The sequence below is a fragment of the Sphaerochaeta sp. UBA5836 genome, from assembly GCF_002432845.1.
Lineage (GTDB): Bacteria > Spirochaetota > Spirochaetia > Sphaerochaetales > Sphaerochaetaceae > Sphaerochaeta.
The window spans coordinates 1-16352 of the sequence record NZ_DJGW01000074.1 but is presented as its reverse complement, the minus strand read 5'-3'; the positions used below and the strand labels follow the sequence as shown (position 1 = coordinate 16352).

The following is a 16352-nucleotide window of genomic DNA, read 5'->3' as shown; positions in this document are numbered from 1 at the left end:
GATTGGCTGGCAAGCTTCACCACCTCGGTAAGGGCATACGCCGCATCGGGAGCCTGCAACGCTTGGTCTTGCTTGACGGAAGAACAGCCGGCAAGAAGGAGGGCAAGTCCAAGCAAAAGGTATACACATGACGTACGTTTCATGGTTGATACTATACCATCCGACTCCTCTCTTGCATAGCAGAATGGACCTCTGTACAATCGCAGAATGCTTGGCCAATACAAAACCATGAACAGGCAGATTCGTGCCATGAGCCTTCCGACCATGTATGGAATGCTCTTCACCGCGTTGTATGACATGGTTGACATGTTCTGGATAGGTATGTTGGACAAAGAGGCGGTGGCAGCCGTCACCATCTACCTGACGCTCTTTCTGGCATTGGAAATACTCAATGAAGTCGTAGGTACGAGCAGCGTCTCCCTGCTCAGCAAAAGTTGGGGTTCGGGTGACCTGGAAATGACCAGAAGGATAGGGGAGCAGACCTTCGTATTCAAAGCACTGCTCGGCAGCCTGGGTGCCTTGATCCTCATCCTGATCCTTCCCTATTTCTACCGACTCTATACCAATGATGCGAAGGTCCTCCACCATGGCCTGCAGTATGGCTGCCTGCGTTCAATATTTGTCCCGGTTTTCTTCTCTTCCTACACCGTCAACACCATCCTGAGGAGCACCGGGGATGCAAAGACACCCATGTTGCTCCTGCTGGCCTCCGCTGTATTGAACATGGTCCTCGATCCGCTTTTCATGTTCAGCACCATACCTCTCACATCCCTGAAAGGGTTGGGATGGGGTATGTTCGGGGCGGCTGCTGCCACCTGCATCTCCTACTTGTTTGCCTTTCTTGCCGGGTTCTGGTACCTGCAAAGCGGCAGGGCTCCCCTTACTATCAGTGTCAAGGGCCTTTTTCACCTGGATTGGGCGATCGACAAGAAATTGCTTGTCATCGGCCTGCCCAGCGGGATCAACATGCTGCTCAGGTCCCTGATCACCATCATGTTTCTCAAGCTTGTCGCCCTGTACGGAACCGTGGCCATCGCCGCATTGGGAATCGCCAACAGAATCTATCAGTTCTGCGGCATGCCTTCCAACGGCCTCTCCATGGGGTCCGGCATCTTGGTGGGCCAACGTCTGGGTGCAAAGCAGTTCAAGGAGGCGAAGGCCGTCACGCTGCTGTCCTCTCTCAACGGACTGCTCTTTTCTCTCCCTTTCATCCTGTTGCTTCTCCTTGCCCCCGAGCCCCTGCTCAGCCTCTTTCTCGGTGGGGCATCGGTTTCCACGGAGGCTGCCGCACTGCTGCGCATCTATGGCCTATGCCTGGTCTTCATGGCACTATCGGGAGGGCTGGGCTCGGCCTTTTTCGGCAGTGGACATACCAGTCCCATTCTCTATACCTCCCTGATCAGCGGCTGGCTGGTGCAAATTCCGTATGCGTTGCTTGTCGTGCTTGTGTTTCAGCTTGAACTTCCCTGGCTGTGGGCGGCCTACCTGCTTGGCGATTCACTGGAGTGCCTGCTTCGATATCGGTACTTCCGTTTGGGTGGTTGGATGCAGGAGCGTTGACGTTTGTTCAATTTATTGCGACATTATAGATGATAGCACAGGAGGCTAGTACTATGTCAGAACGAAACACATCAATACTCCAGAATGTCGCAGCACGCGAGCGGACCATACTGAAGAACGTATACCTTTGGATGACCGCAGGATTGGGTCTTACCGCCTTGATCGCATTCTTTGTGGCCAGCAATCCCCCACTGCTTCGTGCTCTGGTCGGCAATACCATGGGATTTCTCTTGATTGTCGTCGGTCAGTTCGCCCTTGTTTTCTACCTTTCATCTCGACTGGACAGGATGAGTCAGGCAAGTGCAATCGGAGCGTTCTTAGCATACTCCGCCCTGAACGGCATCATGCTCAGCACCATATTCGCCGTCTATGCCGGCGTGGTGATTTACAAGACGTTCTTTACCACCGCCCTCATGTTCGGCGGCATGAGCATCTATGCCATGACCACCAAACGGGATTTGAACAGGTTCGGCTCCTATCTGGTCATGGGATTGTGGGGCTTGATTATCGCCTCGCTGATCAACATGTTTTTCCGTTCATCCGGATTGGAGTACCTGATCAGCTTCATCGGCGTCGGAATTTTCCTCGGGCTCACCGCATGGGACACCCAGAAAATCATCCGGATGAATGAGCAGTATGGATCGGGCATTGACGAAGAGACGTTTACCAAGCTGAGCATCATCGGCGCTCTTTCCCTGTATCTCGACTTCCTGAACCTCTTTCTCTTTTTCTTGAGGATTTTCGGTCGTTCGGACAACCGCTGATCGCTCACCAATAGATAGAATCGGCTGCCGGAAGGCAGCCTGTTTTGTCATTGCCGATAGCTGACGGCTGAAGGGTTTGCCAGGCTCTTCTTCAAAGCCTCATAGCTGATCTCCTCCATATTGATATAACAGCTTCTTCTTCCCACCTGCTCAAGACAATGGGCGTCCGAGCCGGTAAGAACGGCCAGGTTGTGTGTATCGGCTTGAACCGGAAGGTGAATAGCCTCCAAGGCGGAATAGGGCAAGTCGGGAAGAAACCCTAGGTTGGCAAGCACACTGTTGGCAAAGCGGTCGATATGGGCCGGGATCACCAGGGCATCCCTGCTGAGCGCCTCCTCCACCACATCGCTGAAAGCGAGGGAGGTGGAACCGACCAAGAGCTTGTCCACCGTCCCAATCACTTCGCCCTCGATATCGACCACAAGCTGATTGCCGAACAGGTCGGTTCGGTTCTTCTTGTCAGGGAGTAGAAACTCAATGAACGAACCGAACTCAAGGGCATCCTTGAGATGGGAGAAGAGCGTAAGAACATGTACATCCTCGACGGTGGAGACTTCCAGACCGAATAACGGCAGGATGCCGCACAACCGGCAGGCCTCATCAAAGGCAACGAGGTTGCGGGCGCTGTTATGGTCGGTCAGGGCAAGGATCTGAATGCCCTGTTCCATTGCTTCGACGGCCAGCAGGGCAGGGGTGAAGTCATCGTTTGCGCAGGGTGAGAGGCAGCTGTGATTATGGAGGTCAATCTTTGCCTGCATTGATCCTTCCCAAGGCTGCTGCAATGCGACAGCTTGCCTCGAACTGCGTTGCAGTAGTGGTGAAAATCGCAATTCCCTCATCTTTGGCGGCTTGCAGCATATCGGAAGGAATGCTGCGATTGTTGCAGATCACCAAAGCTCGGATGCCCGCAAGAGAAGCAACGGCGACGGTGTTCTTGTGAGCTTGAATCGTAATCAGGACACTCTCTGCAGGGGCGTTTCCCATCACATCACTGAGCAGGTCGCCGGTGTAGGCGTCCTGTATCTGCTGTGAGCCGTTTCCCATATATTGGGTGGTGAATCCTTCCAATTGCGCCAAATCCTGAACAATCATCCTATGTCTCCTCTTGTTTCGGATGCAACTCTATCGTGCATACCACGGTAGTCCCGTTTCTGTTGCTCTCGATGGTAAAGTCATCAGCCACCGACCTGACGTTGGGCAGTCCCATGCCGGCTCCGAATCCAAGGGAACGGATCCACTCACTGGCAGTCGACCAACCTGGAGTCATTGCCGCCTCCACATCGCTGATGCCCGGTCCGCTGTCTCTTGCAGTAATCTGCATCGTCTGCGGCGAGTACTCGGCGATCAACTCCCCTCCGTCTGAATGAACCACCAGGTTCATCTCCAACTCGTAACTCGCAATGGCGGCCCTGCGGATGATATGGGGTGCAATCCCTGCACTCTTGAGTCGTTTCTTTATCTCCGTGCTGGCATATCCTGCATTCTCGAAATCATTCTTCATTATGGTGTAGGTGTGGATCTCCCCGCTCATCTCCTCGCTGAGGCTTGTGGTGCGGGTGCGTTTCTCCAGCTCCTCAATCTCCCGGTTGATTTCCACCAGCAACGTGCTGGTGATATCACGGCTGGTTATCATCCCAACCAATTCCTTGTGCTTGTTGAGCACCGGGAACCGATGGTAGCTGAAGCGGTCGAAGTAGCTTATTGCAAACGAAATCGGCATATCATCCTCGAGGACGATGAGGTTACGCGTCATGTGGTCCTGCGCCTTTTCCTCTATATATCCTTTATCGAGTGCTTGGATGATGTCATCCATGCTTACAATCCCTATCAATCGCTTGCCGACTACAATGGGAAGACCTGTCACCTGTTTTTCGCGCATGATGTGTTGAATCTGCCTGAGCGTGGTTTCCTTGCCGGCGGTAACAAGATCGGTGGTCATGACATCCTTCACCTTCAGTCGATAGATCAATTCAAGGATCACATTCGGCGAGGTGATGGTATTGATGGGTATCTCTTGCATAGGTTGAGTATACAACAGCTTTGCATGCGTGCAAAGAAAGGTTGGCTGTCAGTTTCATGTTTTCCTACTGCCAAAACATGATTTCTCTGCTATATTGAATGTGTATGAATACTGTTCCATCGCTGGCTCTTGTGTATGAAGACCCGTTTCTTCTGGTCGTGGATAAACCTGAGCTGTTGCCTACGGTCCCCCTCAAGAATGATCCATCTGATAAACCAACCCTGTTGGGCTTGGTTGCCCAGTCATTTCCTGAGGTGCTCTCGGTGGAGGGCAAGAATGCCTGGGAGGGCGGGGTGCTTCATCGCCTCGACACCCCCACAAGCGGCTTGGTGGTAATCGCCAGAACCAAGGAAGCGTATACAGCACTCCAGGCGATCAGCAAGGCAGAACTCTTTGTAAAAGAGTACCGGTGCCGCAGTTCACAGCGAATGGACGAATTGCTTGCCGGTTTTCCCCCATTTCCTTATGAGGATCCGGTTGCGTGCGGTGGACGGGAGGTGACGGTGGGAAGCCTGTTCCGCCATTACGGCGACAACCGCAGGCAGGTTCGGCCGGTGCTCCCGGACAGCCCCAAGCACCTGCTGGAGAAATCTACAGGAACTTTTTACCTGACCAAGATCTGGTATACAGGACAAGAGGGTGAGGCCTCAACCTTCACCTGCCGGCTGACCTCCGGATTTCGCCATCAGGTCAGGGTTCATATGGCGTGGAGCGGCCATCCGATCGACGGAGACGGGGTGTACCACGGGATGGAGCAGCACAGCCTTGCCCTGCGCTCTGTGGCGGTTGAGTTTCCCCATCCGATAACTTCGCAACCCATGGAAATACGAATAGATACATAAGAGGAGCAAACATGGCAGATCCAAGAGAACAGAAGTTGGCAGAACTTCTCGTCACATATTCGGTACAGCTGCAGAGAGGTGAATCGTGCCTCATCAACGCAGTGGATATTCCCACCACCATGACGGAAGCCTTGATCAAAGCAGTGTATAAGGCCGGCGGGTATCCGGTGGTAAACCTATGGAACCAACGTCTTGAGCGGGCGATGTGTGAGCATGCCACCGTAGAGTCGCTTACAAAGTGGGCCGACGTAGACACCTACCGCATGAAGCAGATGGATGCCTTCATCGGCATTCGCGGCATCGCGAACGTGCGCGAGCTTGCAACCATCGGCGAAAAGGCAAACTTGGCAAGCACCTACTACAATACCCCGGTGCACATGAAGACCCGCCTGCCGCATACCAAGTGGGTGGTGCTTCGCTATCCCACCGAGGTCATGGCGATGCAGGCGGGAATGGGTACGGTTGAGTTCGAGGAGTTTTTCTATACCGTCTGCACCCAAGTTGATTACTCTGCGATGGCTGAAGCGATGGCACAAGCCAAAACCTTTCTGGATACGGTCGACCAGGTTCATATCAAGGCTAGGAACACCGACCTCTCTTTTTCGATCAAGAACATGCCCTGGATTCCCTGTGCAGGAAGAATGAACATTCCCGATGGGGAGATTTACTCCTGCCCGGTCAGGGATTCGGTCAACGGAACCATAACCTACAACACCGAGAGCACCTACCACGGCCATTGTTTCAAGGACGTAAGCTTTACCTTCAAGGACGGCAGAATCATTGAAGCACATGCCGATGACGATGCACTGCTGAATGCCGTTCTCGACATTGATGAGGGGGCCCGCTACATCGGTGAATTTGCTTTGGGATGCAATCCCGGCATCATCAAGCCGATGGACAACACACTGTTCGATGAAAAGATTTTTGGGTCGATCCATTTTACACCCGGCAATGCCTATGAGGATTGCGACAACACCAACCGCAGTGCAGTGCACTGGGATTTGGTGCAGATCCAGCGACCGGAATATGGTGGAGGGGAGATGTATTTTGATGGGGTTTTGGTCCGCAAGGATGGAGTTTTTGTCCATCCAAGTCTTACCTGTTTGAATTTTTCTCTCTAAACCTGATTGACACAGAGCGCATGGCTCTGGTACAACAAGGCAAACGTCAAGGGCGATGTGGAGCAATCCGCATCGCCCTCAGTCTTTTCAAGCCCGTTGGGCTTCGTACAAAGGTGTGCGGTGAGTTTCACTGCACACCACTTTTGTTTGTAGGGGGAACGTATGTACGTATCAGTGGACACGCTCTGGGTCTTGTTGGGGACAGTGCTGGTGTTTTTCATGCAGGCCGGGTTTGCAATGGTGGAGACCGGTTTCACCCGGGCAAAGAATGCCGGAAACATCATTATGAAAAACCTGATGGATTTCTGCCTCGGCAGTGTTGCATTCTGGATACTCGGCTTCGGTCTCATGTTCGGGCTTGCCGGCGGTGATGCGGCACTCCCGTTCATAGGGGTACCCGATTTTTTCATTCTCCGTGACTACGGCTCTGCCGTTCCCTCCTATGCCTTCATCATGTTTCAGACGGTATTCTGTGCGACAGCTGCAACCATTGTCAGCGGTGCGATGGCCGAACGGACCAAGTTCATCTCCTACTGCATCTATTCTGTTGTCATCAGCGCCTTGATCTACCCGGTCAGCGGCCACTGGATCTGGGGTGGCGGTTGGCTCGCAAACATGGGGTTTCACGATTTCGCCGGTTCTACTGCGGTTCATATGGTCGGAGGGGTCGCAGCATTCTGGGGAGCGAAGATCATCGGTCCGAGAATAGGCAAGTATGACAGTGAGAAACAGCCGCAGGCGATACCCGGTCATAGTCTGACTCTCGGAGCACTTGGCGTATTCATCCTTTGGTTCTGCTGGTTTGGATTCAATGGCGGCTCAACGCTCGGCCTAGCAAGCGATGAGAACCAAGTTGCAGCCTCCTCGATTTTCTTCAACACCAACTTATCTGCCGCAATGGCGGCAACGGCAACCATGATACTGACGTGGATACGGTATAAGAAGCCTGATGTCTCCATGACACTCAACGGAGCACTCGCCGGTCTGGTGGCGATTACCGCCGGGTGCGATGCAGTCTCCCCCTTCGGATCTGCAGCCATCGGCATCATAAGCGGCATAGTCATAGTCTTTGCCGTCGAATTCTTTGAGAAGGTTGCCCACATCGACGACCCGGTCGGCGCCATTTCCGTGCATGGAGTCTGCGGGGCCTTGGGAACCATCCTGGTGGGAGTGTTTGCAGTCGATGGTGGACTGGCATACGGCGGAGGTTTTACCTTGTTGGGCATTCAAATGATGGGTGTAGGAGCTGTCATGCTGTGGGTCTCGCTTACCATGGTCTTTTTATTCAAGCTTCTTCACAAGACAGTCGGTTTACGAGTCTCTCATGCTGAGGAGATAGCCGGGCTTGACCTGAAGGAGCACGGGCTCTGTTCAAGCTATGCAGACTTCATGCCGGCCGTCCCATCGGTGCTTGGTGGCAAGGTCACCGAGGAACAAGCAATCCCGGTCACCGAGGTTCCACCGGTGCAAAAACCCAGCCGCGAAGCTCCCCTTACCAAGGTGGTCATCGTCAGCAGGCAGAGCAAGTTCAATGAATTGAAGGAAGCCTTGAACGCAATAGGAGTCATGGGCATGACGGTGACCCAGGTTATGGGCTGCGGCATGCAAAAAGGGCAGAAAGAGTACTACCGCGGTGTGCCCGTCTCTCCGACGTTGCTGCCGAAGATGCAGCTTGAGACGGTTGTCAGCAAGGTGCCGGTACGTTCTGTCATCGAGGCTGCAAAGAAGGCACTCTATACCGGGCATATCGGCGATGGGAAAATCTTTGTGTATACGGTGGATAATGTGGTGAAGGTCCGCACCGGCGAGGAAGGCTACGACGCCCTGCAGGATGAGATGATTCCCGACTGAAAGAAGAGGATGGAAGGGGGCATCGGCCCCCTTCCGCTATCGTTCCACATCGAATACGATGGTGCGGTTCTTGAACAGGATGATCCTGCTTTCAAGATGAGCCTGCACCGCCTTGGCCAGAACCCTGCGCTCGACGTCTTTTCCCACGTCCCTCAGACCGTTGGGGCTGAGTTCGTGGTTCACCCGCACGACATCTTGGTCGATGATCGGCCCCTGGTCGAGATCCTCACTTGCATAGTGGGCTGTCGCCCCGATCATCTTTACTCCGCGTTCATACGCCTGCCGATACGGATTCGCGCCCTGGAAGGCAGGAAGGAATCCATGATGGATGTTGATGATCTTTGCGTGCCACTGGCTGGTGAAATTCGGACTGAGGATTTGCATATACCTAGCCAGGACAACCAAGTCGATGTCAAAGCGCTTAAGCAATGTCATTACCTTGGCCTCCTGCTCGGCCTTCGTTTCGGAAGTGACCGGCAGATAGTAGAAAGGAATTCGGAATTGGTTGGCGATTATTTCCAAGTCAGGATGATTGCTGATGATCAAGGAGATATCGCACTTCAGGTCGCCTTCATTCTTGCGGGCGATCAGGTCGTACAGGCAGTGGCTGGTCTTGCTGACCATGATGGCAACCCGGGCGTTATAGTCGCTGTAGTGGCATTCCCACGTCAGGTTGTACTCCTTGGCAAACTGTTCGAAGTCCTCTTCAAGCTCCTTTCGGGTGGTCTTGAGATCCTGCATGTCCAGTTCAATGCGCATGAAGTAGCGACCCTCGATGCTGTCGGTGTGCTGCTGGCAGTGTACGATATTGTAGTTGCGCTGGAAAAACCACGTTGAGGTGGCGCTGAGTATGCCCTTTCGATCCTCACATTGGATGAGGAAGATGATCTTCTTCTGGTTGTCTGTCATTGCTGGTGCCTTTATTGCAGAGGGGTTATTTCAGCTTCCCGGGGGTCTTCACCCAATACAATCTCTACGCTGCGCTTCGCCTCGGCCAGCGCTTTTTCCAAAGCTTTTGCCAGACGCATTCCCTCCTCGAACAGAGCGATGCTCTCTTCAAGGGATGTATCAGAGGCGTTGAGTTTTTGAGTGATCTCCTCAATTCTGGAAATATCTGTTTCAAAACTCATTGTTACTCCTTTACCAGTGCCTTTCGGCTCCCATCGGTGAATGTCAGCGTAAGCAAAGAGCCAGGTTCTGCTTGCATTCTTGATGCAACAAGCTTTCCTTCCTGGTTATGTACGACCGCATAGCCTCGGGCAAGTATAGCAAGGGGACTGAGGGCTTGCAACTCTCTGATGGCAAGTTCCAGCCGTCCTGCATAGCTTTTCAGCAGTTGTTTTTGGGCAATGACCAAGCTATTGCCTGCATTTGCGAGCAAATACTCCTTGGCGCTGATGATGCTGTTGATTCTCATCCCCATCGCCTTGGTGTCGAAACGTCTGACTTTGCTCTCAGCAAGCAACAGCCGGTTTTCTATGCTCCTTTGCAGCTGCACATGCAAATTTGCCACCTGATTTCGGTAATCCAGATATCCTTGGCTGACCAATTCCGCTGCAGCGGACGGGGTAGGAGCGCGCAAGTCTGCGACAAAGTCAGAGAGAGCCCAGTCTATCTCATGGCCGACTGCACTGACTACCGGAATTTCTGAAGCATGGATGGCCTCGATCACGCTCTCCTCGCTGAAGGGCAGCAGATCTTCGATCGAACCGCCTCCACGACCGACGATCAGGACATCGCAGAGCAGAAGATTGTTGGCTTGTTGGATGCGATTGGCGATCGAGGATGCCGCACCCTCTCCTTGAACGGTTGCGGGGAGGACCAGCACATCAAGTGAGGGGGCTCTTCTTTCCAGAATATTGAGGATATCCTGCAGTGCGGCCCCGGTGGGGCTGGTCACCACACCGACCCGAAGGGGGAGCTTGGGAATTGCTTTCTTGGTTTTCTCATCGAAATAGCCCAAGGACGCATAGTGGCGCTTGCGCATCTCCAGCATGGCCAGAATCTGACCAAATCCAGATTTCTCCATGGTATCGCACTTAAGCTGGTAGGTTCCCCGAGCTCCATAGACATCCAATCCTCCGGTTACCGTAACCTTGTCACCCTCCTGGGGGGTGAAGTCGACCTTCCAGGTGGAGCCTTTGAACATGACGGCACTGATTGAACATGACGCATCCTTGAGGGTAAAGAACCAATGCCCGGTCGAGGAGGGGCGGAAGTTGGAGATTTCTCCGGTGACTTTCAGGCCGTAAAATCCCTGCTCAAGGGTTTGCTTGATCAAGCTGGTCAGCTCGGAGACGGAAAGCTCGGTCATAAACAGGTTATCCATTCTGTTGCTCCTTCTCCGGCTTTGGTCGTCCAAGCCTGTGCAATTGGTTGAGGATTCCCAAGAATGCGAGGATCGCCCACAAGCTGAAGAAGAGCCAGAAATCCAGATACCAGAAGAGGGAAAGCAGGTAGGAAACCAGCAAGGAGCCTGCAATGGCGCTTTCCAGGGCTATATAGGAGTCGAACCGGATGAGGCAGTAGGCGAGGATGATGACCTGCAATACCAGAAACATGATGAAACTGGCCTGCAAGGGCAAAAAGCGGCGGATGAGCAAAAAAATCACCAAACCCATGCTCAAGCCGGTAAAGGAGGCTACGATCAGGTGGGCAGCAAACGACTTTCTTCTGGACAGGTAAAAAAGGAGCAAACCCCCGATGCAGAACGAGAGCAGGTTGATCAATACTCCCTGATAATCCAAGTCTGTGAACATGACGTTCCACAGCTCAGAGGGGACAGTATTTGATGCAAGGCTTGTCAGCAGTGACTGTTGTTGGAATACAAGCAGAGCAAGGGCAAGGAAAACAAGGCTGCCTGCAAAAACACTTCGGATGCTTACCAAAAGCCGTTTTGCAACATAGCCGTAGAAGCAGAGAAAAAAACCGAGCAATAGTCCGATGAACATCACCGAAGCGCCGATTGTGTTCGCATCACTTTGCATGCACTCTCCTGTTTTTTAAAAAAAAAGAGACAGCAGGATCCGCTGTCTCACAACCAAACTGGTTGGCTTAGCCCTGGATGATAGCAGCTGTGGGGCAGACATCGGCACATGTGCCGCAATCGATGCATGCATCAGCGTCGATTACATAGATATCGCCTTCAGAGATAGCACCGGTCGGGCATTCGGGCAAGCAGGTTCCGCAAGCCACGCAAGCATCAGTGATCTTGTAAGCCATGATATTGACTCCTTACTTAGTTTTCATTGCTTTTGACTATATACCGCCTTTGCAAGCGAGTCAAGGAATTTGAAATATCTGTACTATGAGTACAATTAAATGAATGAATAGAAACTTTGGGCAAAACTTTTTTGAACAGCAAAAAGAAATCTTTTCTATAACCTTTAATTTGTTAGTATCTCACGAATTTCTTTACTGCAATAGGATTGTACACTACTTGAATTCATCTTTGCCGTTTGGTGGATTAGGATTACTATATTCTTAGCGGCGAAGTACGGAGGCTGGTACGCCTTCCGAGTAGCCTAGGGTCCTCTCTGGTGGAGGGCCTTATTATTTGCACACAGAATTGAAATGCATGGTGATGTACCGAGGCATCCAGTACAATAGTGCCAACTGATGGGTTTTCTCCTCTTTTTAGGGAGCCAAGGAGATTGATTTCCTGCAACTCGTACCTCTGTTTGTCCGACATATTGACATTGTTGCATGACTGGCCGATACTTCTCTTGATTGGTGAAGTGACAGGTCTGTGAACCTGAAAGTAACCGATTCCTTATGTACACCGGCGAAGTGGTTAGGTCTGCGAACCTTTCAAGTACCCGGTTCTTTGAGGGGCGCACTCCGAAAGGGGTGCGTTTTTCTTGGTTGACGGGAAGGAGAGTAAGAGGGCACCAGCCGTTGTCCTTGTCGACATCTTCAGTGCCATCTGCAAATTTCGCACACCAAGGCACATTCTTTCAAAATTGACTCACATCTCTATACTGCAAAGCAACAAGGTCGGAATCAATGGGTTGGTTCCTGAAATCGTGCCAATCACAGGGAATCCTATTCCCCTAGAGTTTCCGTGCTTTCAGAAGAGCATCGCTGAGTGTCCCTATCGGACAGGCGGCACACCAGATTCTTGGCCTGTAGATCCGTGAAAGAATGAGCGCAAGGATGGTTGTCGAGGCCATCATGCCATAAAAGCGATAGGAGAGGTGCAGAAGGAAGAGCGGGGCTTGGACGGTGATGAGCTGGGGCAGGCTGAAGAGCTCGATGACGATGAAAAGCCTGATGAATGGCATCGCTTCCATGTTTCCCAGCGCCACTTGGACGGTTGAACCGGTGATGAAGAGCAGGTTCAGTCCAAAGTACCAGAGCATGATGCGCCTGAGTTTTCCACTTGTGATCAAGGCAGGATTTTTTCTCCAGTGCTTTTTCTTGCCTGCTGCATTGAGCAGACTTGCACGAGGGCAATAGGTCTGGCACCATACTTTCTTTTTTGCTTTTGCAAGCAGGATGAAAGGAAGGGCCATGCACAGGATGGCGAGATTGGCAAAGAGTATGGAGACAAAGCCAAGTGCAAAGTAGGCAAGTGTGATGATATACAGGTTGGGTAACAAGCCCTTGTTTCTCATACCTTCTCCATCACCAATGCCTTTGGAAAGCAGTAGCGGGTGCATTTTCCGCAGTTGATGCATCGACTTCGGTCGACAGTCGGTGCTTTCTGCCCTTTCTGGCTCAAGGCCCCTGCCGGACAGGCAGCTACAGCAGGACAGCGGTGATTCTGCGGGCAGCGATGCTTGAGAATGGCCAGTGTTTTGGGTGTGGTGTCGGGTGCTTTCAGTCCAAACAGTGATGCAAGAGAAAAAGCCATATATATCCTCCCAAGGTGTACGGAGTACCATACTGGAAAGGCTGAGTTTTGTCAAATACTTGTCAATAACAACAATTGTTTCTGACAATAATATCTGTTTTTTTCTCCCTTGCCACTTCCTCAATCTTGGTTATATAGTCAAGCAGAGTGGAGGAGTGAGCAGTGAAAAAGCTTGTACTTGCTGAGAAGCCGAGTGTTGGAAGAGAGTTGGCGCGTGTTCTCAACTGCTATAGGCGGGAAACCGGTTTCATTGAAGGAGAACACTACATTGTCACCTGGGCATTGGGACATCTGGTGGAATTGGCCCAGCCTGCAGCTTACAGCGAGCGTTACAAGCGATGGTCCTTGCGTGATCTTCCCATGTTGCCGCCTGTTTTGCAACAGGAGGTCATCGAGCAGAGCAAGGACCAGTTTGCAGTGGTCAAGAGCTTGATCGAAAGAGCGGATATTGAAAGCATTGTCATCGCCACCGATGCCGGCCGGGAAGGGGAGCTGGTTGCCCGCTGGATTCTGAAGCTCTCCGGTTACCAAGGCCCCGCCCATAGGCTGTGGATCAGCAGCCAGACTGAAAAAGCCATCAAGGAAGGGTTTGCGAACCTCAAGGATGCAAGCTTGTACGACAATCTCTACAAGGCGGCGGAAAGCAGGGCTGCCGCCGATTGGTATGTCGGGATGAATGTAACCAGGGCTCTTACCTGTCATTATGATGCCAAACTATCGGCAGGCCGGGTGCAGACTCCGACTTTGGCCCTCATGACCCGGCGGGAGGATGAGATAGAGGCCTTCAGCGGACGATTCTACTGGACCCTGAAAGCAGATTTCACCCAGTTCAGCGCTTCCTATTACCCAACCGAGGACTCGATCAGAATCACCGATGAGGCAACGGCAAAACAGCTGGAAACCTCGCTCGTCGGCAAGTCGGGCAGGGTGGTGAGCCTGGAGACTGTGGAGAAAAGCGAGCAACCTCCGCTCGCCTATGACCTCACCGAGTTGCAGCGGGATGCAAACAACCTGCTCGATTTCAGTGCCAAACAGACCTTGGATGTGTTGCAGGCCCTCTATGAGCAGCACAAGATCGTCACCTACCCGAGAACCGACAGCCGCTACATCACCACCGATATCGTCGCAACCCTGCCTGACAGGCTGCGCAGCCTGCAGGACACCCCCTTCAGTCCCCTCTGCGCCCGCTTTGTCAAAGAGGGGTTCCGTGTCGACGAAAATCGCTTTGTGCAGGATCTGCAGGTAACCGATCACCATGCCATCATCCCGACCGAGCAGCGGGTGGATCTTGGCCGGCTCAATGCCCAGGAAAAAGCCTTGTGGGAGTTGATCGTCCTGCGCTTCTTGGAAGTGCTCAGCCCCGATTACGTCTATCGGACCACCACCTTGACAGCCGAAGTTGAAGGGTGCCGTTTCAAGACCAGGCTGACCATTGGTGTCGAGCAGGGGTGGAGAAATGCGGCAACCCTGATCGGCAAGCGAAGCGCCCAGGTTTCGACGGGAGACGAGGATGATGCAAGCCCTGCTTTGTTGGGCTGGAAGGAGGGCGATGAGGTTACCATCAACTCCGTCAAACTCAGGAAGCTAGCCACCACCGCCCCCTCCCGGTATACCGAAGCGACTCTCCTGTCTGCCATGGAGCATGCCGGACGATTCGTGGATGACGCATCCTTGAAAAAACGGCTGTCCAACGGCCTTGGGACCCCGGCAACCCGTGCCGACATCATTGAGAAACTCATTCAGAATCACTATATCGAGCGGGTGGGCAAGGAACTGGTGCCAACCCCCAAGGGAAGAGAGCTGGTTCGACTGGCCCCTGAAGAACTTCGTTCACCCGAGTTGACTGGACGCTGGGAGGAACGACTGGGCAATATAGCAGAAGGGAAGGAGGACGGGGATCGTTTCATCGACGACATCAAACGCAATGCTTCGGCATTGGTTGCCCAGGTGGTTTCCAGCAGCGAGGTGTTCTCTCCCCATTTTCCCGATGCAAAGACGTGTCCGTACTGCAAGACGCCGATGATGAAGGTCGTCGATGAGATTGGTCAGAACCACTTCCTTTGCCAGAAACTCTCCTGCAGTTATGAGGAGATGGAAGTCAAGAAGCGAGTGCCCAAGCCACAGGAACAAAAGCCGGCTGAACCAAAGAAGAACGTGGTGGTAAAGGTGGCGCCCGTTGAGGCTGATGCAACAAAAAAACGAGTCGTACTGAAAAAGAAACCGCAGATCCAAGCGTTTTCCCTGCCGGACGATGCATCTGCCACCTACACCTGGGAGACAGTGATCGAGGTGGTCAGACCCAGCAAGCTCGCCTACCGTTCAGAGCGCAGCGAGCGGACAAGCGAGAACAAAGGAGGATGGAGACCTGTGGCCCAATCCCAGCATCTGGTTGACCAAACTCCTTCCGGAGGCGGCAGTTTTGCAGATTTCCTGAAAGCAAATGAGGATCGAAAGAAGCGAGATCGCGAGAAAAAGCGTAAGTAATTTGATATATTTGTTATTATAAAAACATTCTGTTAAACTATAGACACAATTGTCGCTTTCTGCTACTCTTCTCGCAATACAGGAGGAGTACATGCGCATAGCCATTGTCGGATATGGGAAAATGGGGAAACTCATCCGAAATGAATCCCTTGCCAAAGGTCATTATATCGCTGCGGTAATCGATCCGCTTGCTCAAGATTCAGAGGTGACAGCCCGTACTGTTGATGCGCGGACTCTGGACGGCTGTGATGTTGCCATCGACTTCACTCATCCTGATGCAGTATGCGACCATATTGTCTTATACGCCAGGTTGGGCATTCCTGCTGTTATCGGAACAACGGGGTGGTACAATCGCCTGTCCGAGCTCAAGGAAGCCACTGAGGGATGTGAACGAGCCATCATCTACAGCGGTAATTACTCGCTTGGAGTCGCCTTGTTTCTGCAGGTGGTCAAGCATGCTGCCTCCTTGTTTGCCAAGAGCGGTTTATATGATCCCTTCCTGACCGAGGTGCACCATGCCCAGAAGGCGGATAGTCCATCGGGTACCGCCGAGATGCTTGCCCAAAGCGTTCTGGAATCCTTCAGTGAAAAGACACAGGTTGTCAAGGAAACCTTGCATCAAAAGCGTTCTCCTGATGCCATCCACCTTGCATCCGTTCGAGGAGGCTGGGTTCCCGGCACCCATACCGTGTATTTTGATAGTCCAGAGGACACCATCGAGTTGACCCATCGAGCCCGTTCACGGCAAGGTTTTGCCGTAGGGGCTGTACAGGCTGCGGCTTGGATAGCCGACGGCCGCAGGGGATTCTTCAATCTCGATGACATGCTTGAGGATGTATATCTATCAGTGGAGAA

17 protein-coding genes are annotated in these 16352 nt (G+C 52.6%); 7 read left to right on the top strand and 10 right to left on the bottom strand.

Going from position 1 to position 16352, the window contains the following annotated elements:
* Positions 1 to 207 precede the first annotated feature (207 nt).
* Together B3F49_RS05975 and B3F49_RS05970 are read left to right on the top strand one after the other, a co-directional pair.
* The gene (locus tag B3F49_RS05975) at positions 208 to 1560 is read left to right on the top strand and encodes an MATE family efflux transporter (protein WP_293909745.1); all 1353 of its coding nucleotides are present in this window, start codon (positions 208 to 210) and stop codon (positions 1558 to 1560) included.
* A 53-nt stretch (positions 1561 to 1613) separates the two neighbouring features.
* Positions 1614 to 2324, top strand: a complete 711-nt coding sequence (locus B3F49_RS05970; protein WP_293909742.1) for a Bax inhibitor-1/YccA family protein — start codon at positions 1614 to 1616, stop codon at positions 2322 to 2324.
* Positions 2325 to 2371: 47 nt separating this feature from the next.
* Here B3F49_RS05970 and B3F49_RS05965 read toward each other — a convergent pair whose 3' ends face one another.
* The 3 genes from B3F49_RS05965 to B3F49_RS05955 are packed head-to-tail and all read right to left on the bottom strand — an operon-like array spanning position 2372 to position 4344.
* A complete protein-coding gene (locus B3F49_RS05965) occupies positions 2372 to 3082 on the bottom strand; it encodes a PHP domain-containing protein (protein WP_293909739.1) in 711 nt (236 codons plus the stop codon).
* The gene (locus B3F49_RS05960) at positions 3066 to 3416 is read right to left on the bottom strand and encodes an iron-sulfur binding hydrogenase (RefSeq protein ID WP_414712507.1); all 351 of its coding nucleotides are present in this window, start codon (positions 3414 to 3416) and stop codon (positions 3066 to 3068) included. The genes B3F49_RS05965 and B3F49_RS05960 overlap by 17 nt, the downstream gene beginning before the upstream one ends.
* A gap of 1 nt (position 3417) precedes the next feature.
* Complete coding sequence (locus B3F49_RS05955) at positions 3418 to 4344, bottom strand: CBS domain-containing protein (protein WP_293894128.1); 927 nt, start codon at positions 4342 to 4344, stop codon at positions 3418 to 3420.
* Positions 4345 to 4448: 104 nt separating this feature from the next.
* On the opposite strand from B3F49_RS05955, the gene B3F49_RS05950 reads away from it, so the two are divergent.
* From B3F49_RS05950 to B3F49_RS05940, 3 genes are all read left to right on the top strand, one after another.
* A complete protein-coding gene (locus tag B3F49_RS05950; RefSeq protein ID WP_293894131.1) occupies positions 4449 to 5186 on the top strand; it encodes a pseudouridine synthase in 738 nt (245 codons plus the stop codon).
* A gap of 11 nt (positions 5187 to 5197) precedes the next feature.
* On the top strand, positions 5198 to 6307 hold the full coding sequence (locus B3F49_RS05945; protein ID WP_293909736.1) for an aminopeptidase: 1110 nt from the start codon (positions 5198 to 5200) through the stop codon (positions 6305 to 6307).
* A gap of 162 nt (positions 6308 to 6469) precedes the next feature.
* Positions 6470 to 8158 (top strand): ammonium transporter, encoded by a 1689-nt coding sequence (locus tag B3F49_RS05940; RefSeq protein WP_293909733.1) that lies wholly within the window; start codon positions 6470 to 6472, stop codon positions 8156 to 8158.
* Positions 8159 to 8194: 36 nt separating this feature from the next.
* On the opposite strand, the gene purU is transcribed toward B3F49_RS05940, so the two are convergent.
* The 7 genes from purU to B3F49_RS05905 all read right to left on the bottom strand — a co-directional run bounded on the left by purU (position 8195) and on the right by B3F49_RS05905 (position 13013).
* Positions 8195 to 9067 (bottom strand): formyltetrahydrofolate deformylase, encoded by an 873-nt coding sequence (gene purU / locus B3F49_RS05935; RefSeq protein WP_293894140.1) that lies wholly within the window; start codon positions 9065 to 9067, stop codon positions 8195 to 8197.
* Positions 9068 to 9078: 11 nt separating this feature from the next.
* On the bottom strand, positions 9079 to 9288 hold the full coding sequence (gene xseB, locus B3F49_RS05930; protein ID WP_293894143.1) for an exodeoxyribonuclease VII small subunit: 210 nt from the start codon (positions 9286 to 9288) through the stop codon (positions 9079 to 9081).
* A 2-nt stretch (positions 9289 to 9290) separates the two neighbouring features.
* On the bottom strand, positions 9291 to 10487 hold the full coding sequence (gene xseA / locus B3F49_RS05925) for an exodeoxyribonuclease VII large subunit (RefSeq protein ID WP_293894146.1): 1197 nt from the start codon (positions 10485 to 10487) through the stop codon (positions 9291 to 9293).
* Complete coding sequence (locus tag B3F49_RS05920; protein ID WP_293909731.1) at positions 10480 to 11145, bottom strand: hypothetical protein; 666 nt, start codon at positions 11143 to 11145, stop codon at positions 10480 to 10482. The genes xseA and B3F49_RS05920 overlap by 8 nt, the downstream gene beginning before the upstream one ends.
* 67 nt (positions 11146 to 11212) lie before the next feature.
* Complete coding sequence (locus B3F49_RS05915) at positions 11213 to 11380, bottom strand: DUF362 domain-containing protein (protein ID WP_293909729.1); 168 nt, start codon at positions 11378 to 11380, stop codon at positions 11213 to 11215.
* Between the two features lie 830 nt (positions 11381 to 12210).
* Positions 12211 to 12774: a 4Fe-4S binding protein gene (locus tag B3F49_RS05910; RefSeq protein WP_293909726.1), complete on the bottom strand. Its 564-nt coding sequence runs from the start codon at positions 12772 to 12774 to the stop codon at positions 12211 to 12213.
* Entirely contained in the window at positions 12771 to 13013 is a 243-nt protein-coding gene (locus B3F49_RS05905; RefSeq protein WP_293894555.1) for a 4Fe-4S binding protein, read from the bottom strand. Before B3F49_RS05905 ends, B3F49_RS05910 begins: the two co-directional genes overlap by 4 nt.
* Before the next feature lie 162 nt (positions 13014 to 13175).
* Here B3F49_RS05905 and B3F49_RS05900 point away from each other — a divergent pair, with 162 nt between their 5' ends.
* Together B3F49_RS05900 and dapB are read left to right on the top strand one after the other, a co-directional pair.
* Positions 13176 to 15497, top strand: a complete 2322-nt coding sequence (locus tag B3F49_RS05900) for a DNA topoisomerase III (RefSeq protein ID WP_293909723.1) — start codon at positions 13176 to 13178, stop codon at positions 15495 to 15497.
* A gap of 91 nt (positions 15498 to 15588) precedes the next feature.
* Positions 15589 to 16352: 4-hydroxy-tetrahydrodipicolinate reductase (gene dapB, locus B3F49_RS05895; protein ID WP_293909720.1), on the top strand; the 764-nt coding region annotated here is incomplete at its 3' end.

What these genes read in the sequence shown, in the direction of transcription:
- B3F49_RS05975 (WP_293909745.1), top strand. Translation starts at nt 208, where the DNA reads ATGCTTGGCCAATACAAAACCATGAACAGGCAGATTCGTGCCATGAGC.
- B3F49_RS05970 (WP_293909742.1), top strand. Translation starts at nt 1,614, where the DNA reads ATGTCAGAACGAAACACATCAATACTCCAGAATGTCGCAGCACGCGAG.
- B3F49_RS05965 (WP_293909739.1), bottom strand. Translation starts at nt 3,082, where the DNA reads ATGCAGGCAAAGATTGACCTCCATAATCACAGCTGCCTCTCACCCTGC.
- B3F49_RS05960 (WP_414712507.1), bottom strand. Translation starts at nt 3,416, where the DNA reads ATGATTGTTCAGGATTTGGCGCAATTGGAAGGATTCACCACCCAATAT.
- B3F49_RS05955 (WP_293894128.1), bottom strand. Translation starts at nt 4,344, where the DNA reads ATGCAAGAGATACCCATCAATACCATCACCTCGCCGAATGTGATCCTT.
- B3F49_RS05950 (WP_293894131.1), top strand. Translation starts at nt 4,449, where the DNA reads ATGAATACTGTTCCATCGCTGGCTCTTGTGTATGAAGACCCGTTTCTT.
- B3F49_RS05945 (WP_293909736.1), top strand. Translation starts at nt 5,198, where the DNA reads ATGGCAGATCCAAGAGAACAGAAGTTGGCAGAACTTCTCGTCACATAT.
- B3F49_RS05940 (WP_293909733.1), top strand. Translation starts at nt 6,470, where the DNA reads ATGTACGTATCAGTGGACACGCTCTGGGTCTTGTTGGGGACAGTGCTG.
- purU (WP_293894140.1), bottom strand. Translation starts at nt 9,067, where the DNA reads ATGACAGACAACCAGAAGAAGATCATCTTCCTCATCCAATGTGAGGAT.
- xseB (WP_293894143.1), bottom strand. Translation starts at nt 9,288, where the DNA reads ATGAGTTTTGAAACAGATATTTCCAGAATTGAGGAGATCACTCAAAAA.
- xseA (WP_293894146.1), bottom strand. Translation starts at nt 10,487, where the DNA reads ATGGATAACCTGTTTATGACCGAGCTTTCCGTCTCCGAGCTGACCAGC.
- B3F49_RS05920 (WP_293909731.1), bottom strand. Translation starts at nt 11,145, where the DNA reads ATGCAAAGTGATGCGAACACAATCGGCGCTTCGGTGATGTTCATCGGA.
- B3F49_RS05915 (WP_293909729.1), bottom strand. Translation starts at nt 11,380, where the DNA reads ATGGCTTACAAGATCACTGATGCTTGCGTGGCTTGCGGAACCTGCTTG.
- B3F49_RS05910 (WP_293909726.1), bottom strand. Translation starts at nt 12,774, where the DNA reads ATGAGAAACAAGGGCTTGTTACCCAACCTGTATATCATCACACTTGCC.
- B3F49_RS05905 (WP_293894555.1), bottom strand. Translation starts at nt 13,013, where the DNA reads ATGGCTTTTTCTCTTGCATCACTGTTTGGACTGAAAGCACCCGACACC.